The sequence below is a fragment of the Bdellovibrio sp. HCB185ZH genome, from assembly GCF_047302455.1.
In the GTDB taxonomy this organism is placed as follows: Bacteria; Bdellovibrionota; Bdellovibrionia; order Bdellovibrionales; family Bdellovibrionaceae; genus Bdellovibrio.
The window spans coordinates 1,159,835-1,184,523 of the sequence record NZ_CP178624.1 but is presented as its reverse complement, the minus strand read 5'-3'; the positions used below and the strand labels follow the sequence as shown (position 1 = coordinate 1,184,523).

The window sequence follows — 24,689 nt, the reverse complement described above, 5'->3', positions numbered from 1 at the left end:
GTGAGCATAATATGATTGAAATCAGCGGCATAAAAAAATCATACAAAATGGGAGACAACATCGTTGATGCCCTTCGCGATGTGACCTTAACCATTGAAGATGGCGACTTTGTGGCGATCATGGGGCCTTCGGGCTCTGGTAAGTCGACGTTGATGCATATTCTGGGATTATTGGACGTACCGACGGCAGGTTCCTATAAACTTCACGGTCGTGAAGTTTCAAAACTTTCTGAAGATGAGCTTGCGATTTTACGTCGCGATGAAATTGGTTTTATCTTTCAGCAGTTCAATCTGCTGCCAAGAATGCCCGCATGGCAAAACGTGTCTTTGCCTCTTTTGTACTCTGAAAAGAAATTTGATTTTTCGAAAGCGGAAGTGCTTTTGGGAAAAGTAGGTCTCGGCACTCGCGGTGATCATAAACCCAACGAATTGTCGGGTGGTCAGCAGCAACGTGTCGCGATCGCCCGCTCTCTGATTAATAATCCAAAGATTATTTTCGCCGATGAGCCCACGGGAAATCTGGATTCGAAAAGCGAAAAAGAGATCATGGATATCTTAAAATCCCTGAATGCTCAAGGCATCACCGTTGTCATCGTCACCCACGAAGAAGAAATCGGAGAACAAGCCAACCGCTTGATCCGTATGCGTGACGGTGTCGTGCAAAGTGACGAGCGCAAAGTTCCGTTAGCGAAAAATCATGCCCATGTTTCAGAGCAGACTTTGGATTCCGCTTTTCATTTTGGCGAAATGATCGAACATTTCCATCAGGGTTGGAAAACCCTGGCTGCAAATAAAGTCCGTTCAGGACTTTCGATGCTGGGTATTCTAATAGGTGTGGCGGCCGTCGTGACGATGCTTGCCTTGGGAGCGGGTGCCCAGCAGTCTATCGAAAAGCAGTTGGCATCCATGGGCTCCAATCTTTTAATCTTGCGCGCGGGGAATGTTCGCGTGGCTGGTGTCGCCCAGGAATCAGGTGTCAGAATTCGTATTACCACAGACGATGTCGCGGCTTTAAAAGCGCAGATTCCATCGATTAAAAATATTGTTTCCAACGTAAATGGCCGGGGTCAGGTCACGTACTTGAATAAAAACTGGAACACTTCGGTTGCGGGTGTATCGACAGCCTTCGTGGAAGTCAGAAACTCTGAACCCATACTGGGCCGCTTTTTCTCTGATGACGAAAATCAACGTCGAGCCCTCGTAGCCGTCATTGGTCGAACGGTGGCGCGTGAGCTCTTTGGTGATAAATCCCCCATCGGAGAGATGATTAAAATAAACAAAATCAATTTCACCGTGATCGGGATGCTCCCTGAAAAAGGCGCCCAAGGTCCCAATGACCAGGACGATCGCATCGTGATCCCAGTGCAGACGGCGATGTATCGCATGTTCGGCAAAAACTATGTGGATTCTGTCGACGTGGAAGTCGCGCAAAAAGAATTGATCGATGAAACGCAAGATTCATTGAAAGAAGTTTTAAACAAGCGTCATCGCGTCCCGATCTCAGCTCAAGATGATGCGTTCCAAATTTTCAACATGGCCGATCTTCAACAGGCCATCGAAAGCAGCAGTAAGACCATGTCGATGCTATTAAGCTCCATCGCCGCGATCTCGCTGTTGGTGGGTGGTATCGGTATCATGAACATTATGTTGGTATCGGTCACAGAAAGAACCCGCGAAATCGGTTTGCGCAAAGCCATCGGTGGCCGCAAAATCGATATCCTGATGCAATTCCTCGCTGAATCTGTGGTCGTCTCCGTGATCGGCGGCCTATTAGGTATCGCCCTTGCCTGGGGAGTGACCGCAGCGCTCTCGGCCGCGATGGGCTGGCCTATGTCCATCTCTGTAAATGCGGTAGGTTTGTCGTTCTTTTTCTCAGCCTTCATCGGTATCGTCTTCGGACTTTACCCCGCAAAGAAAGCCTCAGAACTGCATCCCATCGATGCCCTTCGCTACGAATAAAAAGGTGCCAGGTCCTATTTCTTGTCGCAGTCCAACAAGAAATAGGACCTGGCACCTTTTTACAATGACCCGGCATCTTTGCAACCAGAGTTTGTTTATAAGCATGAAGACGGCGCCATGATTTATAAGTAATTAGAAAAATGGGCACAGAGAGGGTAAATCAGGTCCCCTAAGTAAGCGAGAGTGATATGCCTATCGGAACATTTTTGAAAAGCAAACGCCAGAACGCACATCTAACACAACAGGAAGCCGCTGAACTTTTAGGATATGATAAGCCTCAATTCTTATCGAATATTGAGCGAGGAAAAAGAACACCTCCCTGCGATTTACTTAAACGCATGTGCAGTCTGTATCATGTCGATGAAAATGAAATGCTTGAACAATATATTGAGACTCGAAAAAGAAGGGCTACTCTGAGTGCCATAAAAATCTGGGACAAAGCCGGGGATCAAAAATAGGTGGCCCGTCCCGTGCTGGGCCCTAATTTTTGAATGTCAGAGTTTCCGATTTCGAGCTGCCATATTTTTGGCGTTTTATAATTGTGGTGCCGGGGAGTTTTGGGTTCGATTTTAAGTCAACCGTGTATCCGTCGACCGTATCGATTTCCTGAATCCCATCCACATGCATTTTCAGTTTTTTAAATTCTGATTTACTTTTTGCCTGTGCCTTGGCCTCCGCAAAGGAATCGGCTACCACAAGAAAATTTGTATGTCCTTCAAAGAGACCTGCATTCACAGTCGTATCGTAAAATCCGCAGTGAACGTTATAGAGTTTTGGCATTACAGCTGCCTCCAAAAAACCATATTCAAATGATCCGCGGGAGGTATCAATCAAGTGAAGAAGAAAATGTGTGAAGACAGTTTCGTCATTGCCAGATCGCGACAAGAAATAGGACCTGGCACCTTTTTATTCGGTTACTTTTAAAAGCTGGGAGTGGAATTCCTGCGGCTTTTTCAGGATCTTGATCTGGTCGAAGACTTCTTTGGCCTCGGTGTTTTTCAACGACAAAGCCTTTAACCATTGCTTGGTGCGGGATACGGCGAAGTAGTCGTTGATGTATTCGGTGCTGGCAGCAAAGAACTGCGGGAGCAAAGGCTTTGCACGTTGCCAGTTCATTTCTTCGACAGTCTCTTGTTTTAAACTTTGTTTGATCTGTTTAAAAATAAACGGATTGCTCATCACTCCGCGGCCGATCATGTAATCGTCGCAGCCTGTGACTTCCACGCAGCGGTGGAAATCATGAACATTCCAGATTTCACCGTTCGCGATGATTTTGATTTTGGTCTTTTCTTTAATACGCGGGATCCACTCCCAGTAAGCAGGTGGTTTGTAGCCATCTGTTTTTGTGCGGCAGTGGATTGTCAGCCAAGAAGCATTTGCGGCTTCAACAGCTTGGGCGATATCGATGCATTTCGTGGGATCGTCAAAACCCAAACGGATTTTCGCCGTCACCGGCACGTGGGCAGGAACAGCTCTACGAACGGTATCAACGATCGTGTGAACGCGGTCACAGGATTTTAACAACGAGGCACCGCCATCGTGACGGTTCACGGTTTTAGCGGGGCAACCGAAATTCAAATCAATACCCAATGCCCCTAATTTAACAGCGCGCTCAGCATTCAAAGCTAAAGGCTCAGCTTGGCCTCCTAAAAGTTGAACGAACACCGGCGTGCCCCAGCGAGTGCGGGAGCCCGTGCGAAGTTCAGGACAGTTTTTCAGAAAGACGCTCTCGGGATGTAAGCGATCCGTTACGCGCAGAAATTCTGTCACGCACTGATCAACGCCGCCGATCTGCGTGAGAGTATCTCTCATCACCCAGTCGACAACACCTTCCATCGGAGCCAAGAAAAGCTTCATGACTAGAGTCCGCCCATCTTTTTCACGATATCAAAATGCTTTTTATCTACAGGCTGAACAGACAAGCGGGAACCTTTTGCCAGAACCAACATGTCAGACAACTTCGCGTTGTCGCGAAGCTCTTGCAAAGATACGATTTCAGAAAACTTCTGAATATATTCTACTTGCGTGCAATACCAGATCGGTTTTTCTTTGGTCGCTTTGGCATCAAAGTATTCAGATTTTTTATCAAACTGGGCTTTGTCCGGCTCTGCCAGGTGAGAAATACGTGCAAGACCCGCCACACCAGGTGGTTCGGCGTTGGAATGATAGAACAAAACCATATCGCCGACTTGCATATCTTTTTGCATAAAGTTGCGAGCTTGGTAGTTGCGCACACCTTCCCACCAAGTCGTTGAATCTTTTTTCAACTGATCAATAGAGTAAACGTCAGGCTCTGATTTCATCAACCAATATTTCATGATTGCGCCTCTTTGGTTTCCTTTACTTTGCCGGATTTAAAGAACCATTGGCCTTCTTGACGGCGGAAGGTGGAAACTTCGTGATGAACGTATTCTTCGTCATCAACAGAATAGAAAGCTTTGAACTCGACAGTTCCTTTATTGGCTTTTTCTTCTGCTTTGATAATTTCTAATTTTAAAAATTTCGCGCGCTCGGCCCACTCTTGGTTTGCTTCATCATCGATGTCGCCCAAAGATTGAGGGTCAGTTGTATCGCGTAAGTACTGCATTTGATTTTTTGCAAAGGCAGCGTAACGAGAACGCATCAAGGCTTCCGCCGTTGGAGCTGTCTTTTTTCCAGAGTGGTAGATACCACAGCATTCACTATAGTTTTTGTCGGATCCGCATGGGCATTTCATAGAGAGGCAACCTAACACAGCGCGCGCCTAAAAAGCACCTGCAAAAGCTAAGTTTACGTGTCTTTGGTGACCCTCGGGCTCGCGCAAAACGCGCTGCATCTCCATAAGGTACGGCGTACCTTTTTAAGAGGGCAGGCCCTACAATAATTTCATTGTGAGGTGCGTATGCAAAGATGGGCTCTGATTACGGGGGCAACGGCGGGTATTGGTTGGGCGACAGCGGAGGCGTTGGCGGCTCAACATTTTTCATTGATTATCACGGGTCGCCGGTTGGACCGCCTGGATGAATTGGAAGCCACTCTCCATAAAAAATTCCCTCAGATCAAAGTTATCAAAGCAAGTTTCGACGTTTCGGATCGTTTTGAAGTGAGTGAATTTATGAAAGCGCATCAGGCGGACTTGCAAAACGTGGAAGTGCTGGTGAATAACGCGGGCCTTGCGAAAGGCACCGACAAAATGCAAGACGGCTCCCTGGATGATTGGGAGACGATGATCGACACTAATATCAAAGGTTTGCTTTTCATCACTCGCGGCGTGGTCGAGCACATGGTCAAAAAAAATTCAGGCCACATCGTAAATCTGGGATCCGTCGCGGGTCGATGGACCTATCCAGGCGGCGGAGTTTACTGCGCTACGAAGTTTGCCGTGCGTGCTCTTTCAGAAGGCTTGCGTATGGATTTGCTTGGCACAAAAGTACGCGTGACCAATATCGAACCCGGCATGGTTCACAGTGAGTTTTCATTTGTACGATTTGATGATCAAAAGAAGGCAGACAAAGTTTACGAAGGTATGATCCCCCTTGAACCCAAGGACGTGGCAGAAACTATTGCTTGGTGCGTGGCTCGTCCGGCACATGTGAACATACAAGTACTTGTGATTTACCCAACGGACCAGGCGCATGTTGGAATGGTCAACAGGAGGTCGTAAATGAGTTTCCGTACAGAGAAAGACACGATGGGGGATGTGCAAGTTCCCGCCGATAAATTTTGGGGAGCGCAAACCCAACGCTCGACTGAAAATTTCAAAATCGGTGGAGATAAATTCCCACGCGAGATGATTCGCGCCTTGGGCATTCTTAAAAAAAGCGCGGCCCTTACAAATAAAAAGCTCGGCATCCTGGATGCAAAAAAAGCTGATGTGATCGTAAAGGCTGCTGACGAAGTGATCTCTGGAAAACTTGATGCGCATTTTCCGTTGGTAGTGTGGCAAACAGGTTCCGGCACTCAAACGAATATGAATGCCAATGAAGTGATCGCCAATCGTGCGATGGACATGATGGGAGTAAAACTTCCCTCTAAAGAAATTCATCCAAATGATGACGTCAATAAAGGTCAATCCTCGAACGACACCTTTCCAACCGCGATGCACATTGCAGTGGGAGAGCAGATTCAGCACCGTCTGATTCCGATGATGGAAAAACTCTATTTGGCTCTTTCCGAAAAACAAAAAGAGTTCGCGGATATCGTAAAGATTGGTCGCACGCACTTGATGGACGCGACTCCCTTAACCCTGGGGCAGGAGTTTTCCGGTTACGCAACTCAGGTAAAACATGGTGTTCACCGAATCAAAAACACTCTGCCACATCTGCATGAATTGGCTTTGGGCGGAACGGCTGTGGGGACGGGGTTAAACACTCATCCCAAATTCGCAGTCGAAGCCGCAGCGGAGATTGCGCGTGAAACGAAAATCCCCTTTGTCTCTGCCGAAAATAAATTTGAAGCCCTGGCCAGTCATGATGCCTTGGTTGAAGTCAGTGGTGCTTTAAACACGGTTGCCGTTTCTTTGATGAAAATCGCGAATGACATTCGCTTGTTGGGTTCTGGACCCCGTTGTGGTATTGGAGAGTTGCATTTACCAGAAAACGAGCCGGGCAGTTCGATCATGCCGGGCAAAGTGAATCCCACTCAATGCGAGGCCATGACTATGGTCTGTGCGCAGGTGATGGGTAACCACGTCGCTGTGACGATTGGTGGTGCAACGGGGCACTTTGAATTGAACGTGTTTAAGCCTGTGATCGTGTTTAACGTATTAAACTCAATACGTTTGATCTCAGACGCTTGTGATTCTTTTGTGGATCACTGCGTGTCGGGAATTGAAGCGAATCAGAAGCAAATTAAAAAGCACCTTGATAACTCGCTGATGCTGGTAACGGCGCTGAATCCTAAGATTGGGTACGACAACTCGGCGAAAATCGCCAAAACTGCCCACAAAAATGGCACTACGCTGCGCGAAGAAGCCATCAATCTTGGACTCCTCAGCGGCGAAGAATTTGATAAACTAGTTAGACCTGAAACAATGACCGGAGTACGTAGTTGATTAATGAGTTACTGAAGAAAGCAAGTTGGTTGAGCAATGAGGACATCCGTCCTTACGTGTTCGTGCGTGAAGAAAATGAAATTGCTCAACCTGGCTCTTTTCATAAACTCGATTGGTTCAAACAAAGCCCGATCTTTAAGGATCCACTCGACATCACTGAGATCGCTTTTGCCGATCGTATTTTATCCATCGAGGAGCGCGCATTTGGTCCTTCCAATATGGCGATGCCTCGTTGGGTTTTCTATGACTGCGCGGTGATGCCGGGGTTTGTTGCGGGTTTTGCAGCTCGTCCAAAGGTGCTTTCCAAGCTGGTTCGCGAGGTTTTGGATCCAAAAAAATACCCTGCGTCACTAAGCCCGATCAAAGCTTCCAAAGTTTTAAAGGAGATCGAATCCCTCGACGAGATGGATTGGGTCCCACTTTCTCTGTTCATTATTATCCCCACTATGCACAAAGGGGAGTGGGTGGCTCATAACCTATGCTCGGTTAATTCGTTATTACCGAAAGAAGAGCAGTTTTACGGGTTGGGTTTCCTCTCGAAGGCTTTCGGTTTGTGGTATGCCAATGTCGAGCAATGTTCGGGGATGACTCAATGGGGCAGCCCAGCATTGAAGCTACATTCGCATTATGGACATTTAGAGGTGATTGGGGCTTACGCTCCGGTGCATTCTCATGCTAAAACTATAACTTACCGTGTTCGAGTCAATACTCATTGTTGGGAGAAGTTTTTCAATAAAGAGGAAGACTTGGCGTTTTTGGAACACTACGGACCGACAGGGACGTTCATTGATCCCAAAGATGAGACCAGCATGTTGGACTTCCAACAACGTATCGAACGCGAAGAGGGTCCTTTCTTTTTAAGTGCGGGAGAAATCGCGCAAAAGAAATTAGAGGACAAGCTAATGATTTATCAATTGAAACAACAATACTAGGATAGGAATAGAAATGACGATGAATACTCTGCCGCCAGTAGCGAAATCCTTTTTTGCATTCTGTAAAAAATGTGATGCTGATAGATACCATGTAGTTTTGGCGCACACGTCGGCAACTTCTGCAAAAATCAAATGTGAGATTTGCGGTTCTCAAAAAACTTATTCCCTTCCTAAAGCTCAGACTAAAACTGGCAAACCATTGACAGGTGCTGCAGCTAAAAAACGCGAACAAACTTTGAACTCGCGCAAATCTTCCCACAAAAACGAATACGAAATGTTGATGGCAAACGGTGGTTCCACTGCGACTTACAACATGAAGGGCAAATTCGAAAAAAACACGAAGTTGCAACATCCTAAGTTCGGTTTGGGTTTCATCAAAGATGCAGCTTCTGACAAAATCGAAGTTGTTTTCGAAGACGAAGTTAGAACTCTAATTCACAATAGAGTGTAGTCGTCGGCCTCGCGAAAAGGCCCATCCGACTGCGTTGTCGGCTCTAGTCCTCGCTCCGACGTGCCTGGGGCACGCCTGCGCTGCGGGCTAGAACCTCCGTCTTGCGGCTGAACCTTTTGGCGAAGCCTCATTGACAAGATCGATCCAATTTTTTATTTTTCTGATGCGTCGTACGGAAGTACGACGTTTTTGTTTTTTAAGATAGACTGGATTTCATGGATTGGTTGAAGGGGTTGAACCCTGAACAGCAAAAAGCTGTTAAACATAACTTCGGTCCCTTGCTGATTCTGGCAGGGGCGGGTTCCGGCAAAACGACGGTGTTGGTTTCGCGTACAGGACGAATGATTTCTGAACGTGTGGCGCAATCATCGGAGATCTGCGTTTTGACCTTCACCAATAAAGCCGCTCGCGAGTTAAAACATCGCGTAAAGCAAAAGCTGGGGGGAGCGGGTGACGGCCTGTGGGCGGGCACTTTCCACTCCTTTGGTTTGCAGATCCTTCGTCGCTTTCACAAGCACGCGGGCCTTTCTCCACATTTTGGTATTGTCGACCAAACCGACTGTAATGCGGTTCTTAAGGAACTCATCAAAAACATCGCGAACTCCGGCAAAGACAAATTCGATATCGATAAAATTTTATCGATGATTAATGATCGTCGTACGGGAGTGGCCCACACCCACGAAGGTTTCGACGAATACCACGAGATGGTGGAAATGCTGGCACCAAAATTTGAAAAACGCCTGGAGCATTTGGGTGTGGTGGATTTTGAGGGTTTGTTGATCAAGCCTTTACAACTTTTTAAGCAGCACCCAGAAATCTTAGAAAAAGTTCAAAGTCAGTTCTCTCAAGTCATGGTCGATGAGTTTCAAGATACGAATCGCATGCAAATGGATTTAATCCAGCAAATCGTTAAACCTCACAGCAATATCACGGTGGTGGGTGACGATGACCAATCGATTTATGGTTGGCGTGGAGCTGAGATCAAAAACATTTTGAACTTCCCGCATGAACACAAAAAATGTGAAGTGATTATGCTAGAGCGTAATTACCGTTCGTCAGGAGAAATCCTGGCGGTGGCCAATGCGGCGATCTCTAAAAATAAAAATCGTCACGGTAAAGTTCTGCGCGCTGAAGCCGCTAAAGACACAGGTGTTTTACCTGAAGTCTTTATCCTTGAGCGCGAGGAAGACGAATGTGAATTCGTCGTTCAGGAAATTCAGCACTTTCTAAAAGAAGGTTATAGACTGAAGGACTTTGCGGTCCTGTATCGATCAAACACGCAAGGTGGCTTGATCGAAGCGTCCCTACGTCGCGCGAATATTTCTTATAATATTTCGGGTGGCACTTCGATCTTTGATCGTAAAGAGATCAAAGACATCATGGCTTACTTAAAACAGTCGTTCTCTCCCAATGAGGTTTCTCTTCGTCGTATTATCAACGTGCCCAACCGTGGGGTGGGGGATACGACAATTGAAAAGCTGACTGAGTTTTCACAAAAACGCAGAGTCAGTTTCCTGGATGCGTGTCGTTTGTGGAAAGACGCCGAAATCCCAGAGAAAACGGGAGAAGCGATCGAAGACCTATTGGGCTTCATCGAGTATCTGCCAACGCATATCTTAGATTTTAGTGTCGGCTCATCGCCCGGCGGTAAGCTTGTCGAGTTGTTTGATCAACTGGGATACAAAGAATACGTCATGAACACCGCTGCCGATCCTGCATCGGCTGAGAAAAAGTGGATCGTCGTTGAAATCCTGGGGCGAATCCTGGATGCGTATTTAGGCCGTCGTGCCCATGAAGTCGAATACATCAAATCCTTCGTGGATTCGATGATGCTTCGTGAAGATCACAACGAAGAAGAAGATCAAAACAAAGTTCAGCTGATGACATTGCACGCCTCAAAAGGTTTGGAATTCCCCGTCGTTATTTTGGCGGGGATCGAGGAAGATCTCCTGCCACACAAAAACCTCGGCTCTGATATCGACGAAGAACGTCGTTTGTTCTATGTCGGTGTGACACGTGCAAAAAACCGCCTCGTCATGTCTCGTTGCCAACAACGCAAAAAGAACGGCGTAGTCCGTCCCTCAGTTCCTTCACGCTTTCTGTTGGAAATCCCGACCGAGCTCTACAAAGAATACCCATTAGGCGCACGCCCGGTCAGTGGCCAAGCCCGCGACGACCTGGTCGCAAGCTTCCTCTCAAAGTTAGACAGCAAAATCGGCAAATAGTTTTTTAGGTGCCAGGTCCTATTTCTTGTCGACACGCGACAAGAAATAGGACCTGGCACCTTTTAGAATTCGCGGGGGGCTTCGAAGGTGTGTTCTTTTCCGCTGATGGTGATTTTTAATTTTCCGGCGTGCAGGAACATTCTGTCGGTTTTGTAAATTTCGGCGATTCGTTTATTGAATTTCGGGTCGCCGTATCGGGTGTCACCTAAGATCGCGTGTTTGGCGATGGCTGCGTGTTTGCGGATTTGATGTTGGCGGCCTGTGAGTAAGCGAACCTCAATCAATGATGTATATTGATCCGATTTGATAACTTTAAAATCTGTGCGAGCTTCCACACGGTCCTTCGCGAGACCTTGAGGATTGTTGCGTCCCTCTGCTTTATCGGAAATCGGTGTATTCCAATGTTGCCACACCTCAGAAACCGGCATTGAGCCTCGTAACAAAGCAAAGTAATACTTTTCACAGGTGCGAGCTTGGAACTGCTCGGCCAATTCTTTTGCCAGGCGTGCATTTAAAGCCAGTAATAGCAATCCACTGGTTTCTTTATCCAGGCGGTGAACGGGGTGAATGCTATCAAAGCTTCCCGGGATTAATTGTTTTTCAAGAATATGAACGACGTCACGGGGATCATTGTGAACAGAAACTCCCGGTGGCTTGTTGATGACAACCCAGCCTTCACCGCGAGCGATAATTTCTAAAGGTGTCACGCTTCGCAATCCTTTAGGATCGCTTCGATTTCTGCAGCCGTAAGAGTTTTGGTGCAAAGTTCAGAAGCGAAAATCTTTTGTTCGAAACGGGATATCGCCAGTTTCCGAGTGGAAGCCAAAACGATCATGTTAAACATGAATCCCACCCAACTTAAAAACGCGAATAAGGAGCCCATGATGTAAAGGCTCGTTTTAAAAGCTTCGTGATCTTTTGCTTGAGAATTTTCTTCTAAGGGCAAGATGCGGCTTTGCGATTCACACCAGTACTTTTGCACGGTCGCCAGATTTTTTTGCAGTTGTTGGAATGCAGAGCTCTTTGTTTTCTTTTGGTGAAACCAATAGTGAGCCCCCGTGGTAGCCAAAGAGGGGACGATTCCGACGATATAGCCTGCTGCCATTTCAGGAGCCATGGTTTTCCTTTGTAATAAAGAGTCCTCATTATAAGGCCTTGCAATGATTCTTGGCAAGATTGCCCAGAGAATCTCGAGACCAGGGCCCTGAAGTTTTAAAATAACCCTCAGGAGGAATCATGAATTCGGATATCCAGGAGTTTTTGGTATTTTTGAAAAATGAAGACGATTTGGACTACGGTGACTTCAAAAGAGAAGTGGATTTACATCTCATGCGCCTTATAGAGAGCTTAAGACCCCTCAATCGAGAACAGCAACTTCGTCTGGCAAGAGTTCGAGAAGAGCTTCTATGGATGTATAACGACGATATCGAAGACATGAGAGCCTATTTGGCCGACGAAATTTCCCGCCTAGACCCCGACCGAGTTCGAACCACAAGCGACGCGCCTTTTCAATTGTGACAGGGACTACCCAAGGGATGGTAAAAAGCGCTACGCTTAGACAACGTCAGAGGAGGACTTATGTCCAAAAAACATCATCATAAATCTTCGCATAAACATTCTTCTCCATCGACTCCCTCAAACAGCGTCGGTCAAGAGATGCATCCGTCCGAAGTGGAATATGATTCTGCTGTGGAAAATAAAATCGATAAGGCAGATGAGATCTCGGTTTCTTCCTCTGATGATATTAATACTGAAGCCCAAAATGAGGGTGTGCCTCATCCCACACATGAACCCCAACACGACAGCGGGACTTTCAATGCTGGCTCTGCTAATGATGAATTAGCTCCTGAAGAGATGGCCTATGAAGGCGGCCCAGCGGATGAGCACCAGGAAAAATCCCATGTGGAATTCTATGGTTCAGAAATCCTTCGGATGAAAGCACCGAAAGTCATGGAAATCGCTGATACGGTTGTGGACGAGTGGAAAAAAGATGGGGACTTTGAGTCTTTGCCAGTAGGGCATCCGTTGGCCGCGATGGCAGCAGGTCGTGCACTTCGCAAAGCCAAAGAAGTGGAAAAGAAGCTAGAAGAAAAAGGCGTCTTTGCCATGGCGAAAATGGGCATGGATTACGTAAAATCTGAAATTGAAAAACGTAAGAAGCAGTAGTTCCGTTGTGAATCGTGAAGCACGTATTTTCGAATTTTTGACAAAGGCTCTTGCCCCTTCGGTTTTAGAAATCGAAAACGAGAGCCACATGCACTCCGGTCCCGGAAGTGAAACCCACTACAAAGTTTTGATCGTATCACCCTTATTCGAGGGAAAATCCCGTGTTGATCGTCAGCGCAGTGTAAATGACGCTTTGAAATCTGAATTTAGTGCTGGTTTGCATGCTCTTACCCAAAAAGCCCTGACGCCTACGGAATTCGAGGCTCAGAAAGACGCGCTCAATTTTATTTCTCCAGAATGTCGTGGCGGCTCCAAAAGACTTCCCAAATAGCATTCTATGCTGATCTAATATTCTCCAGATGAAATTTATTTTTCTGTTCAGTATTTTAGCGGGCCTGTCGGCTCACGGGGTCGAGCCATTGCGTGTGGCGGCGGTGCAAGGGCCACCTCACGTCGTCAGTGGAGATCTGAATCCACCTAAAGGGGCGGGGCCAGATTTCATGATCAAATATGTTTTTCCGGAAATTAAAAAGAAATTTAATATCAATGTTGTGTGGCGAGGATCGCCCTTTAAGCGGGAACTCCGAGACCTGGAAAACAATAATATCGACATGTTGTTTTTTATTTTAAAAACACCGGAGCGGGAGAAGATTTTTGATTATTCGTCCGAGCCCTTTATCTCTGAGTACCCGGGGATCATCGTCCTTAAAGACTTTCGTAAAGGTCAAACAACGGCTTCAATCAAAGATTTCACCGGAAAAACCGTGGGCTTGATGGCGGGGGCGACTTTGCCTGAAGAATTCAAACAGTATAAAATCAACACCATCACCTTAAGCGGTGTAGATCTCAGCGAGCGACTTTCCAACTTGGTTGAAACCCATCGCATTGATGGTGTCTTTGTTCATCTTTCGTCCATCACCAACGAATTGGTCGAAAAAAACAAATTCGTGAATCTAAAAAGTGTCGAAATCACCGATATTCCGATGTACAGCGTTCACGTCGCCTTTAGTAAGAAGCTATCGCCCGAAATTAAAAATGAAATCGATTCGCTGCTCAAAGCGAATCGTAAACATTACCGCGCAAAAAAAAATTAAGCGCGCCCCCAGATAAAGATCCGTTTGAATGGATAAAAGAACGGCTTATCGTCAGGAAGAATCTTAAATAGTCGCTCCTGGTACTCATGCAGAAAGGCTGCGAAGTCTTCTTTGCCCATGTGTTTTTCAAAGTACGTCAGCATCGATCCCCGTACCCACTCGATCACGCCTTCGCGTGATTCCAGGACATGGCCGTAAACTTTTAGCTCCACACGTTGCTCTTTAAATCCAAGTTTAAACATCAACGAGGCGTAATCCTCGACGGTCAGCATGGTTTTGGGTTTGTCGTAAACTTTTCCGCCAAGGGCTTTTTTCCAACGATCTTCGTGAGACATAGCGCTGGAAAGAACATGGGTCGCGTAATCGTGGTTCATCGGCATCTGTACCGCCAGCTGACCGCCGCGGCGCAAAGAGCGATGCAGTCTTGAAAATAGATCTCGATGTTGGGGACTCCACTGAAGAGCTGCATTGGAGATGATCAAGTCAAAACCTTGGGGCTTTTCCCAAATATCGATATCTCCCTGAGCGAACTTTAAATTTTCCGTTTGAAAAGCCGCCGTTTTTGCGAGCATGGCTTCCGATGAATCCATTCCCATGGTCGAAGCAGGGGAGAATCGATCGTGCATCATCCGGGTCAATTCTCCGGTGCCACATCCCAGATCAACCGCAGTTTCAAATTTTTCGGGCTTAATGAATTCTAAAAGATCCAAAAAGGGTTGTGATCTTTCGTTTTTAAACTTCTCGTATTGGTTGGGGTTCCATGAGTCGCTCATGGACAGAGTTTAGCGCAAGGGAATCAATTAGTCTTCAAATTGTGCGAGCTTGGATTTCAACTCTCCCAGAAGTTTTTTGACTTCCTGCAGCTGTTCCTGCTCGGGGGAGACTTTGTTGGTCATTGTTTCGGTAATAACATCCCACGTATCCAGAGCCTGTTTAAGGTCTGCATTGAGATTGCCAAAGAGGCTTTTTTTGCCTGTCTCTTTAGCAGTTGAAGCAGTCGTTGCTTCTTTCTCAGTTGTGTTAGCACGCGTCGTACGTGCCGATTCAATGATGTCGTTACTCATGACCAATTCTGTAAATATTTAATGTATCGGACGTGCATCATGCACGAAGGCGATAGTGTTATCGTAGGAACTCCATTTGACAAGCATTTTCACTCTTAATAAATTGGCGCTTTCAAATGGGGTGACATCATGTCTCAAGAGATTATCTACACAATGAAAGGTGTAAGTAAAGTATATCCTCCAAATCGTTACGTTTTGAAGGACATTTACCTTTCTTACTTCTACGGAGCTAAAATCGGTGTTCTAGGTCTGAACGGATCTGGTAAATCCACTTTGCTTAGAATCATGGCAGGCACAGACAAGGACTTTTTGGGGGAAGCTTTCCCTTCGAAAACCATGAAAGTAGGTTACTTCGAGCAAGAACCTCAATTGGACGACGCTTTAACTGTTAAAGAAAACATCTTTGCCGGTATGGGTGAGCTTCCAAAAGTGATGGCGGAATACAACGCGATCAACGATAAGTTTGCAGATCCTGATTTGGATCCAGATGAGATGAACAAGCTCATCGACAAACAAGGCGCTCTTCAGGAAAAATTGGATGCCTTGGGAGCCTGGGATGTCGATCAAAAGATCGAAATCGTGATGGATGCTCTTCGCTGTCCAGATGGTGACATGGGTGTGACAAAGCTTTCCGGTGGTGAAAAACGCCGTGTGGCTTTGGCTCGTTTGATCATGTCTGAGCCAGATATCCTGCTTTTGGATGAGCCGACGAATCACTTGGACGCAGAATCGGTAGCGTGGCTTGAACAATATCTTTCCAAGTTCCCAGGAACTGTTATTGCCGTTACCCATGACCGTTATTTCTTGGATAACGTTGCCGGTTGGATTTTGGAATTAGACCGTGGTGAAGGTATTCCTTGGAAAGGGAACTACACATCTTGGTTGGAACAAAAAGACAAGCGCACGGCGAATGAGCAGAAAGACCAAGCTCGCAAAGCTAAAACTTTGGAAAAAGAGTTGGATTGGATTCGTCAGGGAGCTAAGGCTCGGCAGGCAAAATCTAAAGCGCGTATTTCTAACTATGAAAACCTGTTGAAGGAAGCATCTCCAGAGAAAATCCAAGAGATGTCCATCTACATCCCGCCAGGGCCTCGTTTGGGTGATATCGTGGTTGAAGCCAAAGGTATTACGAAGGCTTATGATCACAAAGTTCTTTTGGACGATGTCAGCTTCACGATTCCTCGTGGTGCGATCGTGGGTGTTATCGGACCGAACGGTGTCGGTAAATCCACTTTGTTCCGTATGATCACAGGCAAAGAGTCTCCAGATTCAGGAACTTTCAAAGTCGGTGAAACAGTGAAGATTTCTTACGTGGATCAAACCCGTGAGACATTGGATCCGAACAAAACCATCTTTGAAGAGCTTTCTGGCGGTGCGGACGTGATCCAATTGGGTACACGTGAGATTCCATCTCGTCAGTACGTTTCCTGGTTTAACTTCTCCGGTTCTGATCAACAAAAGAAAGTGGGTCAGTTGTCGGGTGGTGAGCGCAACCGTGTGAATATGGCGAAAATCCTGAAAGAGGGCGGAAACCTATTGCTTCTGGATGAGCCAACGAATGACTTGGACGTGAACACGATGCGTGCCCTTGAGGAAGCGCTTTTAGAGTTCGGTGGATCTGTTGTGGTGATCTCGCATGATCGCTGGTTCTTGGACCGCGTCTGCACGCACATCATGGCATTCGAAGGGGATTCAAAAATTGAATTCTACCCTGGAAATTTCACTGAATACGAAGAAGACCGCAAAAAACGCCTGGGCGAAAATGCGGGGCCAAAACGTATTAGATTTAAAATGGTTTAATTTAAAATCGGGGCTCCTACTCGGCGAGTGGGAGCTTCAGTGTGACTCTTGTCCCTTGGGGGTGAGAGTCGGTCACGGTTTCGGCGGATGTGACTTCGATCGATCCGCCTAGCATTTGAATGTATTCTTTCACTAAAGGCATCCCGTAGCCGGTGCCTTTTTCTCCGTGAGTTCCTGCGCGATTCGTTTGGCTGGCAATATTAAATAGATTTTCCAGAATCTCCGGCGGAATACCCACTCCATAATCTTGAATCACAATAGAAACGAGTTTCTCGTCTGTGAAGGCACGAATGTCGATGCGATCACCCGGGTGCGAGAACTTAACGGCATTACTGATGATGTTTAAAAGCACCACGTTCCCTAGAATCGTTTTTTCAGCGTTCACTAACATCTTGTCTCGGGACATATCTAAAGAAAGCTTAATGCCCTTGGGAGCGGCCAAGGCCTCGGCATTTTCATAGATGTCGTTCAGGATTTTTGCCAAAGACATCGGGCGCAGGGGAAGTTTCGCTTTTCCGTCTTTCACGGATTTTAAGTGGCGCACTTGGTTTAAAAGATTGTTGATCTCCTGAACCGCTCGTTCCATTTTTTCAAGCTCATTGCCGCCCGTAGATTGTTCCTCTTTGGCGCGGATCAATTGAAGGGTCATGGACGACAGGGTGTTCGCGATATCATGCAAAAGCACGCGCAACAGATTTTCCACGTCGTTGTGTTTTTCACGCAAATTCTGGGTGTAAGCGGCTTCGTTACGCAAATAGACATGGGTCGTAAAGCTGGTGAAGCCGATAAAGACGATCAAATTTAAAATCAATTCTTCCCGGAACACCTGGGGGGAGGGAATCAGATTGGGGCCGGTTTGCATATTGTGGTTTAACCAAAACACCGTGAACGTGGCTGCCACACAAAAATAGCCCGAGATCGCGCCACGTGTTCCAAATAGAATGGCCGTCGCCAATGGAACAACCGCCAACCAATAAATCCCCGGGGCAAACAGTCCGCCGGTCAGATGAATCAGCATGATCATAACGAACACTAAAGAAAGCAACAGCAGGACCGCCGCGTGGGCATAGAGCTTAAAGCGGTACCACAAAAGAGGTGGTCCAATCAGGATCGTCACAAACAGTGGCACCAGGATGTCATTATATTGGGGAGCCGCGAAGGCATCGGCAAAGCGATAGATATAGAACAAACACATAAGGGAGCCCACGAAGTACATAATCTTCAGATAGAGCAAACGTTTGCGATGGTCCTCGAATGGGAGGGAAGTAAATACCTTCATGTGTATTTAAAGTTTCGGATTAATGTAAGTTATTCTTAAGACTGGAAAATGGATCTTAGAGTTTCGAAATGTTCTTTCAACTCCATGAACTGCTGAGCGTTTCCGCCGTGGTCTGGGTGGAGTCTTAAAGCTGCCTGACGAAAGGCTTTTCTCAATTCAGTCTCAGTAAAACCCTCTGACAAACCATGGATCCAGCATTTGAAAAACTCAAAAGCTTGGCGCTGTGAAGGGGAGAAAGAGTGAGGTTTGCGCTGTGGACGAACTGCTGAGCGAGGATATTGTCCACGTGGAGTTTGCAGTTCTGTCTTATTAATCTGACCTAAAAGGTAGGCTAAATGAATCGGATCAGAGTCCATGACAGAAGAGTAATTTGCTTGATTGGTAGGGGTCTCCCCCATCTTTTCGCGCAAAATTTGTTTGAAACTCGTCTGAAAACTCATGCCTTTCTATTCGGAAAACCCCGATTTTCAAGGAGTCTAGAGGTGTGAAGTGAATCAAAATTAGACCTTTTTCCCTCGAGAAAAGGTGGTTTCTCGAGGGAAAAACGGTGTTTTCCGAGGTAAAAAGACCGGTTTCAGAGGGGAAAATGCGGTTTTTAGAGGGGGTGCGAAAAAAAATGGGGGTCCTGCATTTTTTTTTGGACAAACGCCTAGACTTGGATACACACTTAACTCATTCGAGATAAACAAGACAATAATCCTAACGGAGGAATTAACAATGGCAAAAGCTACTAAAAAAGCTACTACTAAGAAAGCTGCTCCAAAAAAAGCTGCAGCTAAAAAAACAACTGCTAAAAAAGCAGCTCCAAAAGCAAAAGCTACTACTAAAAAAGCAGCTCCTAAAGCTAAAGCAGCTAAAGCTCCAAAAGCTAAATCTGCTCGTAAGCCAAACGCAGCTTTCATGAAAGCTTTGACTCCATCTGCAGCTTTGGCAGCAGTTGTTGGTGCTTCTCCACTTCCACGTACTGAAGTTGTTAAAAAACTTTGGGCTTACATCAAGAAGAACAATCTTCAAGATTCTAAAAACAAACGTAACATCAATGCAGACGCAAAACTTAAAGAAGTTTTCGGCGGCAAAACTCAAGTTAGCATGTTCGACATGACTAAACTAGTTTCTAAACACCTTAAGTAGTATCTAGCTACATTAAGATGGAAAAAAGCCACCTTTGGGTGGCTTTTTTTTTGCCTTCGTGGCGGGATGGTTGAAAAGACCCCATCGCTGCGTTGTCGGGTGCGGTCCTCGCTCCGACGTGCCTGGGGCACGCCTGCGCTGCGGTTCGCTCCCTCCGCCTTGCTCCTGGGGCCTTTTGAACCATCCCTTCTTTGAACTTGTTCGAGTCCTTCTGCGTGATTATCGTTGGCTGGCGGGCTGGCCCTTCGGGCGCCGCTGTTTTGGCTGGCCGTCGCCTTTGGCGACTTGGCGCCGCTGTTGGGGCGGGCTTGTTCCTTTGGAACTCGCTGGGACTCGCTTTTGGGATGGGTCTTGTCTCATGTGTGGGGTTTGTTCGGGTTTTATGGTGGGTGTGGACGAGTTGATAGAGCTGCTTTCTTGGGCGTAATCCTTGGCTTGGAATGGGGAGGGGGGTGTGTTATACCTTTTTCCTATGGGAATTAAGCCTCTTTCTCTTGAAGAGATCAAAAAAATGACTGTGGCCTGCAGGATTGCGGCTGATACTCTTACTTATCTTGAAAAGTATGTGAAAATTGGGATCTCTACTCAGGAGATTGATGAGCTTGCTAATGATTTCATGAAGACTCGTGGGGCTAAGTCGGCTTGTTTGGGGTATCATGGATATCCTAAGTATACTTGTACTTCTGTGAATGAAGTTGTTTGTCATGGGGTTCCGGATTCTTCTGTGATTCTTAAAGACGGTGACATCATCAATGTGGATGTGACGGCTTGGATTGATGGTTTCTTTGGGGATACTTCTCGTATGTACATGATCGGTGATGTTTCTGATGAAGCACGCGATCTTGTGGAAACGGCGCAGTTGGCTCGTGACAAGGGGATTGAGGCGATCACTCCTCGTGGGTATACGGGTGATATTGGATTTGAAACTTATAAGTATGTCACTCGCAAAGGCTATACCGTGGTTAAAGAAATCGGTGGTCATGGTGTGGGTCGTACTTTCCACGATGAACCTTTTGTTCCGGCATTCGGTAAAAAGGGTAAGGGCGAGCGCTTGGTTCCTTTTCACTGTATCACTGTTGAACCTATGGTGAATCAAGGTGTTGAAGATGTAGTGGAGTTTGCTATTCCGAATTCTTCTATCAAGTACTACAACACGGCGGATGGTAAATTGTCGGCTCAGTATGAGCATACAGTTCTTGTAACCGACACCGGTTACGAAATCCTGACACTTCCATAGCTGTACACACTTCGGCGCTGCCGAAGTAAATATTTATTTTTTAGATTAATTAATTAACAAAGGACGTTTTCAAAATGGCTCTTACAACGACGAATGGAAAAGCGATGAAAAAGAACGCAAAAGCTGCTGTGGCGGCGAATTCTAAAACAACAACTGCTAAGAACAACCGTGACTTCATGGTTTGCAAAGAAGCGATGGAAAACCCAGAGGTTTTCGCAAAGCTTGCTAAATGGGGTCGTGAAGAGATCTCTATTGCTGAAACTGAAATGCCAGGTTTGATGGCTCTTCGTAAAGAGTTCGGAAAACAAAAACCTCTTAAAGGTGCAAAAATCGCGGGTTGCCTTCACATGACAATTCAAACTGCAGTGTTGATTGAAACACTTGTAGAGCTTGGTGCTGAAATCCGTTGGTCTTCTTGCAACATCTTCTCGACTCAAGATCACGCGGCTGTGGCTATCGCTGCTGCTGGTATCCCAGTATTTGCTTGGAAAGGTTTGACTGAGACTGAGTTCAACTGGTGTATCGAACAAACTATCACGGGTTGGGGTAAAGACGGCTACAACATGATCCTGGATGATGGTGGCGATTTGACGAACATGATGCACGAGCCTCGTTTCGCCAAAGAGATGAAGAAAATCATCGGTATCTCTGAAGAGACAACAACGGGTGTGCACAATCTAGAAGTCATGTTGAAAGCAGGAAAATTGAAAGTTCCAGCAATCAACATCAATGACTCTGTAACTAAATCTAAATTCGACAACTTGTACGGTTGCCGCGAATCACTTGCTGACGGTATCAAACGTGCGACTGACGTGATGATCGCTGGTAAAGTGTGCGTGGTTGCTGGTTACGGCGACGTAGGTAAAGGTTCTGCGCACTCTATGCGTGGCTTGGGCGCTCGCGTTCTTGTAACTGAAATCGATCCGATCTGCGCATTGCAAGCAGCTATGGAAGGTTTCGAAGTTGTGACTATGGAAGAAGCAGCTCCACTGGGCGATATCTTTGTAACGGCAACTGGTTGCTGCGATATCATCACTGAAAAGCACTTCACTAAAATGAAAAACAACGCGATCGTTTGTAACATTGGTCACTTCGACATCGAAATCGATATGGCTTGGATGAACAAAAACTCAAAAATCCGCGAAGTTAAACCACAAGTGGACATCCACACTTTGAAAAACGGCAACCAAATCATCATCCTTGCAAAAGGTCGTTTGGTGAACTTGGGCTGTGCAACTGGTCACCCAAGCTTCGTAATGTCGAACTCTTTCACAAACCAAGTATTGGCTCAAATGGAACTTTACAACAACCGCGACAAATACCAAGAGATCGCTGTTTACCGTTTGCCTAAACACTTGGACGAAAAAGTGGCAGCTCTTCACTTGGGTAAATTGGGTGTGAAATTGACTAAGCTTTCTCAAAAACAAGCGAAGTACTTGCACATGAACCCATCTGGTCCATTCAAACCAGATCACTACCGTTACTAATCCGATTTATTTGGAAAAATCAAAAGCCTCACTGGAAGCAGTGGGGCTTTTTTTTATTTAGGGATTGGTATTCAGTGCCGGGCGGATATTTGGATACTTGCTAAGATCGCCGCGCAGTCTGACTTTCAAAGCGGTTTCAAACTTTGGCAGATCCTTTTCGTATTTCTTTTTCATCGAAACATAAACAGGCACTTTTACGAAGGGTTTTTCCAAGGATAAAAGTGTGCCCCTGGATTCTGGATTGGCATTGGCACTGGATTTTCCGACTTCCTTGATGGTGATGCAGTAATCGGCTTTTTTCTCGACGACCGTTTGGATGCAGTGAAAAGGACTCGCAGTTTGAATGAACTTGAGATTTCTTTTTTTAGCTTCGCGAATGATGGCAGCATTATTTTTTGAAATGGCGCCACGGTATTTGCTTAAGTTTTTTTCTTTAATCGGACGAACCTTTGAATAAAAGACTATTCCTTCTGTAAGCGCCACAGGAAAGGACGTCGTGATGATGTGGTCGCGTCCATCCTCATCGGCAAGATCGTCATAAGCCACGGTATCGACTTCGCCAGAAGTTAGCATCTCGTGAGAGCTTTGAATCGCGATCGGTGTCAGGACGACTTTATATCCTATATCGGAGAACGCCTGAATAAGCAGATCATGATACTCCACCAAGGCTTTATTGCGCGTAAATTTATAGGGAATTCCCATCGAAACCTCTTGAATAGGTTCCGCACTGGCAGCGAATGCCGTGGTTAGAAATAGGGATAAGAGCCAGCTTAAAATAGGCGCCTCGGGTTTACGGAAAAACCGGTCATGATTATTTAGTTTTGTGTTAATTGAAATTTACTAAAGGAAGAGGCGTTTACAATATTTATCTGGTTCTTAACTGAATCGTCATGAACTGACCAGGGGAGAAAAGAGGAACGGGCAGCCCGGCTCAACGAAGCTGCCCGCAGTGTGAAGGGAGTTTAGAGATTGACAGGGAAGGACAAGCTTAAGATGTAGCTCTTGTTGTGTCCGTCGATGCCATCTAGGTTCCCAGACAGGGGACCGGCTTTTTCAATTGTAGTTTTGTCATAAGTTGCGTCCTGATACTCAAGGTTGATGCTCACGCTTTTTACGTAAACACCCGCACCAATGCGGTAACCTTTAAGATCAGAAAACTTCGCGTCGACGCCGTTGATCTCTTCAGGATTCAACGCGCCTGTCATGATGTAAGTACCCCAAACGCGGATGCCAGCCAGTGGTGTTTGCACACCTAAAGTCAAACCAGCATCATAGGCATCTGAAGATCCATCACCATTCAATGCAGAAGAGTCATAAGTTGGTTTTGAATAACGACCGTCTACACCCAAGAAAAGAGATTCATAGACGTGCACACCAAAGCGCAGACCCAAGCCAAAACCTTTAAGGTCTTCTTTGGATTCGTTCAGTGGTGAAGGCCATTTCACTGTCACATCGCCTGTTTGATATGTCAGCATGGGCTCGATGAACATGCCACCTGGTTTGATGTCGCTTGAAGATGAAGATTCAGTTGTTGTTTCAGTTGTCGTTTTATCTTGTGCATATACGGAAGGGGTTGCCAAGATAGCGATCGCTGCCATGCTAAGTACTTTTTTGAAATTCATTTGATGCTCCTGTAAGAAATGTCCTGAAAATAGAGTCAGACGCGAAAACTAGTTCGCCATGTCTTTTACTTCTTCTTTAACTTCGCCTGCGCGGTTTTTAAGCTTTTTACCTGCGCATTCCATTTTTCCATTCACCATTTCACAACCAGCTTCTTCAACTCGGTTGGCGCCTTTTTTGACATTTTTCTTAGTGTCTTGTGCGGCTTCTTTGGCAGTGTCTTTGATGTCATTCGCAAAGCTGTAAGATGTGCCAAACAACAAACCGACCATAACTAGTGAAGTGAAAAATTTCATAACCGTTCTCCTTTATCTCAAATAAATGGGGTTATTTTCCCATACATGTTTCATACAGAATGGATATTGCAACTGCGATGCCGACCGCGAGCTGCAAATAAATTGTGTTTCAAACTTAAATTGTTAAATGACGGGGCAAGATTCCACAGCTTGTGGAAAATTTGTCGCCCCAAATAGGCCCTTGATGATTTCTGGTACTTTCATTTAGAATATCTGCATATCAACATGTGGGGTACATTGTGAGTGATGATGATTTCAAAGTTTCACCCGAAGACCAAATTCGTTATCTGCTTCGCCGTATCGGCGAGTTGTCACGTATCGAAGAGGGCGGAGTGATCGATTTTGAATTGGCAAAAAAACTGGGACATCAAATTAAAGGAAATGCCGACACTTTTGATTTTCCAAATTTGACAGCGACAGCAAAAGAGTTGGAAGCGATGGCTTTAAGCCAGAATGATTTGGGAGTTAAGAATGTAACTCGTACGCTTCTAAATTCCATGCGCGAACACTTAAAACAACTCGCGCCTTAAATAGAAAAAGCCACGGTATCTAGTCTTCAAGTGATACCGTGGCTTTTTAAAGTTTTTAACTTTGCTTAGTTTCTGCGATTTCCGCGCATCAACAAACCACCGATAAGTAGACCCAAGCCAGCTGCGCCGGCAGCTACGTATAGTGGATTTTTCTTAGCAATCTTTACCGCTTTATCAGCATATTCCATCGCTGAATCTTTCAGTTCGGCAGCATAGTCGCTTGCAGCTTGTTTCGCGTCGTTGAAATCAACGCTATTCACTGCATCTTTAGTTTTATTAAATGTCGATTTACCTGTTGATACCATTTGGTCTGTAGTTTGTGCCATGTGGCCTCCTTGTTGAATCGTCATGTGTTGAGAGAGAGACCGCCCCCTTGTTTTCTCGGCG

At 46.0% G+C, this 24,689-nt stretch carries 30 protein-coding genes; 16 read left to right on the top strand and 14 right to left on the bottom strand.

The features are described 5' to 3' along the window. Positions 1–11: 11 nt before the first annotated feature. Together ACLSU7_RS05735 and ACLSU7_RS05730 are read left to right on the top strand one after the other, a co-directional pair. The gene (locus ACLSU7_RS05735; RefSeq protein WP_413294597.1) at positions 12–1,958 is read left to right on the top strand and encodes an ABC transporter permease; all 1,947 of its coding nucleotides are present in this window, start codon (positions 12–14) and stop codon (positions 1,956–1,958) included. Positions 1,959–2,146: 188 nt separating this feature from the next. Continuing rightward, positions 2,147–2,416, top strand: coding sequence for a helix-turn-helix domain-containing protein (locus ACLSU7_RS05730; protein WP_413294596.1), 270 nt, complete (start codon positions 2,147–2,149; stop codon positions 2,414–2,416). A gap of 22 nt (positions 2,417–2,438) precedes the next feature. Here ACLSU7_RS05730 and ACLSU7_RS05725 read toward each other — a convergent pair whose 3' ends face one another. The 4 genes from ACLSU7_RS05725 to ACLSU7_RS05710 form a co-directional block, all read right to left on the bottom strand. Beyond that, the gene (locus ACLSU7_RS05725) at positions 2,439–2,738 is read right to left on the bottom strand and encodes a DUF1543 domain-containing protein (RefSeq protein ID WP_413294595.1); all 300 of its coding nucleotides are present in this window, start codon (positions 2,736–2,738) and stop codon (positions 2,439–2,441) included. Between the two features lie 126 nt (positions 2,739–2,864). After that, positions 2,865–3,815, bottom strand: coding sequence for a tRNA dihydrouridine synthase (locus ACLSU7_RS05720; protein WP_413294594.1), 951 nt, complete (start codon positions 3,813–3,815; stop codon positions 2,865–2,867). Between the two features lie 2 nt (positions 3,816–3,817). Further along, positions 3,818–4,276 (bottom strand): EVE domain-containing protein, encoded by a 459-nt coding sequence (locus tag ACLSU7_RS05715; RefSeq protein ID WP_413294593.1) that lies wholly within the window; start codon positions 4,274–4,276, stop codon positions 3,818–3,820. Beyond that, positions 4,273–4,674, bottom strand: a complete 402-nt coding sequence (locus ACLSU7_RS05710; protein WP_413294592.1) for a YchJ family protein — start codon at positions 4,672–4,674, stop codon at positions 4,273–4,275. The genes ACLSU7_RS05715 and ACLSU7_RS05710 overlap by 4 nt, the downstream gene beginning before the upstream one ends. 165 nt (positions 4,675–4,839) lie before the next feature. On the opposite strand from ACLSU7_RS05710, the gene ACLSU7_RS05705 reads away from it, so the two are divergent. From ACLSU7_RS05705 to ACLSU7_RS05685, 5 genes are all read left to right on the top strand, one after another. Continuing rightward, the gene (locus ACLSU7_RS05705) at positions 4,840–5,601 is read left to right on the top strand and encodes an SDR family NAD(P)-dependent oxidoreductase (protein ID WP_413294591.1); all 762 of its coding nucleotides are present in this window, start codon (positions 4,840–4,842) and stop codon (positions 5,599–5,601) included. Beyond that, positions 5,602–6,990, top strand: a complete 1,389-nt coding sequence (gene fumC / locus ACLSU7_RS05700) for a class II fumarate hydratase (protein WP_413294590.1) — start codon at positions 5,602–5,604, stop codon at positions 6,988–6,990. It abuts the gene before it with no gap. Further along, positions 6,987–7,922 (top strand): hypothetical protein, encoded by a 936-nt coding sequence (locus ACLSU7_RS05695; protein ID WP_413294589.1) that lies wholly within the window; start codon positions 6,987–6,989, stop codon positions 7,920–7,922. Before fumC ends, ACLSU7_RS05695 begins: the two co-directional genes overlap by 4 nt. A 13-nt stretch (positions 7,923–7,935) precedes the next feature. Beyond that, positions 7,936–8,373 carry a hypothetical protein gene (locus ACLSU7_RS05690; protein WP_142699656.1) on the top strand — a complete coding sequence of 146 codons (438 nt, stop codon included), beginning with the start codon at positions 7,936–7,938 and terminating at the stop codon, positions 8,371–8,373. A gap of 215 nt (positions 8,374–8,588) precedes the next feature. Further along, positions 8,589–10,598: an ATP-dependent helicase gene (locus tag ACLSU7_RS05685; RefSeq protein WP_413294588.1), complete on the top strand. Its 2,010-nt coding sequence runs from the start codon at positions 8,589–8,591 to the stop codon at positions 10,596–10,598. Between the two features lie 62 nt (positions 10,599–10,660). Here the strand turns inward: ACLSU7_RS05685 and ACLSU7_RS05680 are convergent, their stop codons facing one another. Together ACLSU7_RS05680 and ACLSU7_RS05675 are read right to left on the bottom strand one after the other, a co-directional pair. Beyond that, positions 10,661–11,305: an RluA family pseudouridine synthase gene (locus ACLSU7_RS05680; RefSeq protein ID WP_413294587.1), complete on the bottom strand. Its 645-nt coding sequence runs from the start codon at positions 11,303–11,305 to the stop codon at positions 10,661–10,663. Further along, entirely contained in the window at positions 11,302–11,715 is a 414-nt protein-coding gene (locus tag ACLSU7_RS05675; RefSeq protein ID WP_413294586.1) for a hypothetical protein, read from the bottom strand. Before ACLSU7_RS05675 ends, ACLSU7_RS05680 begins: the two co-directional genes overlap by 4 nt. Positions 11,716–11,834: 119 nt before the next feature. Between ACLSU7_RS05675 and ACLSU7_RS05670 the strand changes: the two genes are divergently transcribed. From ACLSU7_RS05670 to ACLSU7_RS05655, 4 genes are read left to right on the top strand one after another with little or no spacing between them, the layout of a single operon-like run. Then, positions 11,835–12,116, top strand: coding sequence for a hypothetical protein (locus tag ACLSU7_RS05670; protein ID WP_413294585.1), 282 nt, complete (start codon positions 11,835–11,837; stop codon positions 12,114–12,116). Positions 12,117–12,176: 60 nt separating this feature from the next. Next, complete coding sequence (locus ACLSU7_RS05665; RefSeq protein WP_413294584.1) at positions 12,177–12,764, top strand: hypothetical protein; 588 nt, start codon at positions 12,177–12,179, stop codon at positions 12,762–12,764. Further along, complete coding sequence (locus ACLSU7_RS05660) at positions 12,742–13,095, top strand: BolA family protein (protein WP_413294583.1); 354 nt, start codon at positions 12,742–12,744, stop codon at positions 13,093–13,095. Before ACLSU7_RS05665 ends, ACLSU7_RS05660 begins: the two co-directional genes overlap by 23 nt. A 28-nt stretch (positions 13,096–13,123) precedes the next feature. Then, entirely contained in the window at positions 13,124–13,858 is a 735-nt protein-coding gene (locus tag ACLSU7_RS05655) for a substrate-binding periplasmic protein (protein WP_413294582.1), read from the top strand. Here ACLSU7_RS05655 and ACLSU7_RS05650 read toward each other — a convergent pair. Both ACLSU7_RS05650 and ACLSU7_RS05645 read right to left on the bottom strand, forming a co-directional pair. Beyond that, complete coding sequence (locus tag ACLSU7_RS05650; RefSeq protein ID WP_413294581.1) at positions 13,855–14,631, bottom strand: methyltransferase domain-containing protein; 777 nt, start codon at positions 14,629–14,631, stop codon at positions 13,855–13,857. The genes ACLSU7_RS05655 and ACLSU7_RS05650 overlap by 4 nt on opposite strands. 27 nt (positions 14,632–14,658) lie before the next feature. Further along, on the bottom strand, positions 14,659–14,922 hold the full coding sequence (locus ACLSU7_RS05645) for a hypothetical protein (RefSeq protein WP_413294580.1): 264 nt from the start codon (positions 14,920–14,922) through the stop codon (positions 14,659–14,661). Between the two features lie 129 nt (positions 14,923–15,051). Here ACLSU7_RS05645 and ettA point away from each other — a divergent pair, with 129 nt between their 5' ends. After that, positions 15,052–16,722: an energy-dependent translational throttle protein EttA gene (ettA, locus tag ACLSU7_RS05640; RefSeq protein WP_142699665.1), complete on the top strand. Its 1,671-nt coding sequence runs from the start codon at positions 15,052–15,054 to the stop codon at positions 16,720–16,722. Positions 16,723–16,738: 16 nt separating this feature from the next. Here ettA and ACLSU7_RS05635 read toward each other — a convergent pair whose 3' ends face one another. Further along, positions 16,739–18,001, bottom strand: coding sequence for a sensor histidine kinase (locus tag ACLSU7_RS05635; protein ID WP_413294579.1), 1,263 nt, complete (start codon positions 17,999–18,001; stop codon positions 16,739–16,741). Positions 18,002–18,036: 35 nt separating this feature from the next. Further along, positions 18,037–18,441 (bottom strand): J domain-containing protein, encoded by a 405-nt coding sequence (locus ACLSU7_RS05630; RefSeq protein ID WP_413294578.1) that lies wholly within the window; start codon positions 18,439–18,441, stop codon positions 18,037–18,039. Between the two features lie 277 nt (positions 18,442–18,718). Here ACLSU7_RS05630 and ACLSU7_RS05625 point away from each other — a divergent pair, with 277 nt between their 5' ends. From ACLSU7_RS05625 to ahcY, 3 genes are all read left to right on the top strand, one after another. Beyond that, a complete protein-coding gene (locus tag ACLSU7_RS05625; RefSeq protein ID WP_413294577.1) occupies positions 18,719–19,132 on the top strand; it encodes an SWIB/MDM2 domain-containing protein in 414 nt (137 codons plus the stop codon). A gap of 454 nt (positions 19,133–19,586) precedes the next feature. Continuing rightward, complete coding sequence (gene map, locus ACLSU7_RS05620) at positions 19,587–20,369, top strand: type I methionyl aminopeptidase (RefSeq protein ID WP_413294576.1); 783 nt, start codon at positions 19,587–19,589, stop codon at positions 20,367–20,369. Positions 20,370–20,443: 74 nt separating this feature from the next. Then, on the top strand, positions 20,444–21,856 hold the full coding sequence (gene ahcY / locus ACLSU7_RS05615) for an adenosylhomocysteinase (protein WP_413294575.1): 1,413 nt from the start codon (positions 20,444–20,446) through the stop codon (positions 21,854–21,856). A gap of 57 nt (positions 21,857–21,913) precedes the next feature. Here ahcY and ACLSU7_RS05610 read toward each other — a convergent pair whose 3' ends face one another. The 3 genes from ACLSU7_RS05610 to ACLSU7_RS05600 form a co-directional block, all read right to left on the bottom strand. Next, positions 21,914–22,558, bottom strand: a complete 645-nt coding sequence (locus tag ACLSU7_RS05610) for a hypothetical protein (RefSeq protein ID WP_413294574.1) — start codon at positions 22,556–22,558, stop codon at positions 21,914–21,916. 260 nt (positions 22,559–22,818) lie between these two features. Continuing rightward, positions 22,819–23,478, bottom strand: coding sequence for a hypothetical protein (locus ACLSU7_RS05605; protein WP_413294573.1), 660 nt, complete (start codon positions 23,476–23,478; stop codon positions 22,819–22,821). Positions 23,479–23,526: 48 nt separating this feature from the next. Beyond that, on the bottom strand, positions 23,527–23,772 hold the full coding sequence (locus tag ACLSU7_RS05600; RefSeq protein WP_413294572.1) for a hypothetical protein: 246 nt from the start codon (positions 23,770–23,772) through the stop codon (positions 23,527–23,529). Positions 23,773–24,011: 239 nt separating this feature from the next. On the opposite strand from ACLSU7_RS05600, the gene ACLSU7_RS05595 reads away from it, so the two are divergent. Beyond that, the gene (locus ACLSU7_RS05595) at positions 24,012–24,302 is read left to right on the top strand and encodes an Hpt domain-containing protein (protein WP_413294571.1); all 291 of its coding nucleotides are present in this window, start codon (positions 24,012–24,014) and stop codon (positions 24,300–24,302) included. A gap of 65 nt (positions 24,303–24,367) precedes the next feature. Here ACLSU7_RS05595 and ACLSU7_RS05590 read toward each other — a convergent pair whose 3' ends face one another. After that, on the bottom strand, positions 24,368–24,628 hold the full coding sequence (locus ACLSU7_RS05590; protein ID WP_413294570.1) for a hypothetical protein: 261 nt from the start codon (positions 24,626–24,628) through the stop codon (positions 24,368–24,370). Positions 24,629–24,689 lie beyond the last annotated feature (61 nt).

What these genes read in the sequence shown, in the direction of transcription:
- ACLSU7_RS05735 (WP_413294597.1), top strand. Translation starts at nt 12, where the DNA reads ATGATTGAAATCAGCGGCATAAAAAAATCATACAAAATGGGAGACAAC.
- ACLSU7_RS05730 (WP_413294596.1), top strand. Translation starts at nt 2,147, where the DNA reads ATGCCTATCGGAACATTTTTGAAAAGCAAACGCCAGAACGCACATCTA.
- ACLSU7_RS05725 (WP_413294595.1), bottom strand. Translation starts at nt 2,738, where the DNA reads ATGCCAAAACTCTATAACGTTCACTGCGGATTTTACGATACGACTGTG.
- ACLSU7_RS05720 (WP_413294594.1), bottom strand. Translation starts at nt 3,815, where the DNA reads ATGAAGCTTTTCTTGGCTCCGATGGAAGGTGTTGTCGACTGGGTGATG.
- ACLSU7_RS05715 (WP_413294593.1), bottom strand. Translation starts at nt 4,276, where the DNA reads ATGAAATATTGGTTGATGAAATCAGAGCCTGACGTTTACTCTATTGAT.
- ACLSU7_RS05710 (WP_413294592.1), bottom strand. Translation starts at nt 4,674, where the DNA reads ATGAAATGCCCATGCGGATCCGACAAAAACTATAGTGAATGCTGTGGT.
- ACLSU7_RS05705 (WP_413294591.1), top strand. Translation starts at nt 4,840, where the DNA reads ATGCAAAGATGGGCTCTGATTACGGGGGCAACGGCGGGTATTGGTTGG.
- fumC (WP_413294590.1), top strand. Translation starts at nt 5,602, where the DNA reads ATGAGTTTCCGTACAGAGAAAGACACGATGGGGGATGTGCAAGTTCCC.
- ACLSU7_RS05690 (WP_142699656.1), top strand. Translation starts at nt 7,936, where the DNA reads ATGACGATGAATACTCTGCCGCCAGTAGCGAAATCCTTTTTTGCATTC.
- ACLSU7_RS05685 (WP_413294588.1), top strand. Translation starts at nt 8,589, where the DNA reads ATGGATTGGTTGAAGGGGTTGAACCCTGAACAGCAAAAAGCTGTTAAA.
- ACLSU7_RS05675 (WP_413294586.1), bottom strand. Translation starts at nt 11,715, where the DNA reads ATGGCTCCTGAAATGGCAGCAGGCTATATCGTCGGAATCGTCCCCTCT.
- ACLSU7_RS05670 (WP_413294585.1), top strand. Translation starts at nt 11,835, where the DNA reads ATGAATTCGGATATCCAGGAGTTTTTGGTATTTTTGAAAAATGAAGAC.
- ACLSU7_RS05665 (WP_413294584.1), top strand. Translation starts at nt 12,177, where the DNA reads ATGTCCAAAAAACATCATCATAAATCTTCGCATAAACATTCTTCTCCA.
- ACLSU7_RS05655 (WP_413294582.1), top strand. Translation starts at nt 13,124, where the DNA reads ATGAAATTTATTTTTCTGTTCAGTATTTTAGCGGGCCTGTCGGCTCAC.
- ACLSU7_RS05650 (WP_413294581.1), bottom strand. Translation starts at nt 14,631, where the DNA reads ATGAGCGACTCATGGAACCCCAACCAATACGAGAAGTTTAAAAACGAA.
- ACLSU7_RS05645 (WP_413294580.1), bottom strand. Translation starts at nt 14,922, where the DNA reads ATGAGTAACGACATCATTGAATCGGCACGTACGACGCGTGCTAACACA.
- ettA (WP_142699665.1), top strand. Translation starts at nt 15,052, where the DNA reads ATGTCTCAAGAGATTATCTACACAATGAAAGGTGTAAGTAAAGTATAT.
- ACLSU7_RS05635 (WP_413294579.1), bottom strand. Translation starts at nt 18,001, where the DNA reads ATGAAGGTATTTACTTCCCTCCCATTCGAGGACCATCGCAAACGTTTG.
- ACLSU7_RS05630 (WP_413294578.1), bottom strand. Translation starts at nt 18,441, where the DNA reads ATGAGTTTTCAGACGAGTTTCAAACAAATTTTGCGCGAAAAGATGGGG.
- ACLSU7_RS05625 (WP_413294577.1), top strand. Translation starts at nt 18,719, where the DNA reads ATGGCAAAAGCTACTAAAAAAGCTACTACTAAGAAAGCTGCTCCAAAA.
- ahcY (WP_413294575.1), top strand. Translation starts at nt 20,444, where the DNA reads ATGGCTCTTACAACGACGAATGGAAAAGCGATGAAAAAGAACGCAAAA.
- ACLSU7_RS05610 (WP_413294574.1), bottom strand. Translation starts at nt 22,558, where the DNA reads ATGGGAATTCCCTATAAATTTACGCGCAATAAAGCCTTGGTGGAGTAT.
- ACLSU7_RS05605 (WP_413294573.1), bottom strand. Translation starts at nt 23,478, where the DNA reads ATGAATTTCAAAAAAGTACTTAGCATGGCAGCGATCGCTATCTTGGCA.
- ACLSU7_RS05600 (WP_413294572.1), bottom strand. Translation starts at nt 23,772, where the DNA reads ATGAAATTTTTCACTTCACTAGTTATGGTCGGTTTGTTGTTTGGCACA.
- ACLSU7_RS05590 (WP_413294570.1), bottom strand. Translation starts at nt 24,628, where the DNA reads ATGGCACAAACTACAGACCAAATGGTATCAACAGGTAAATCGACATTT.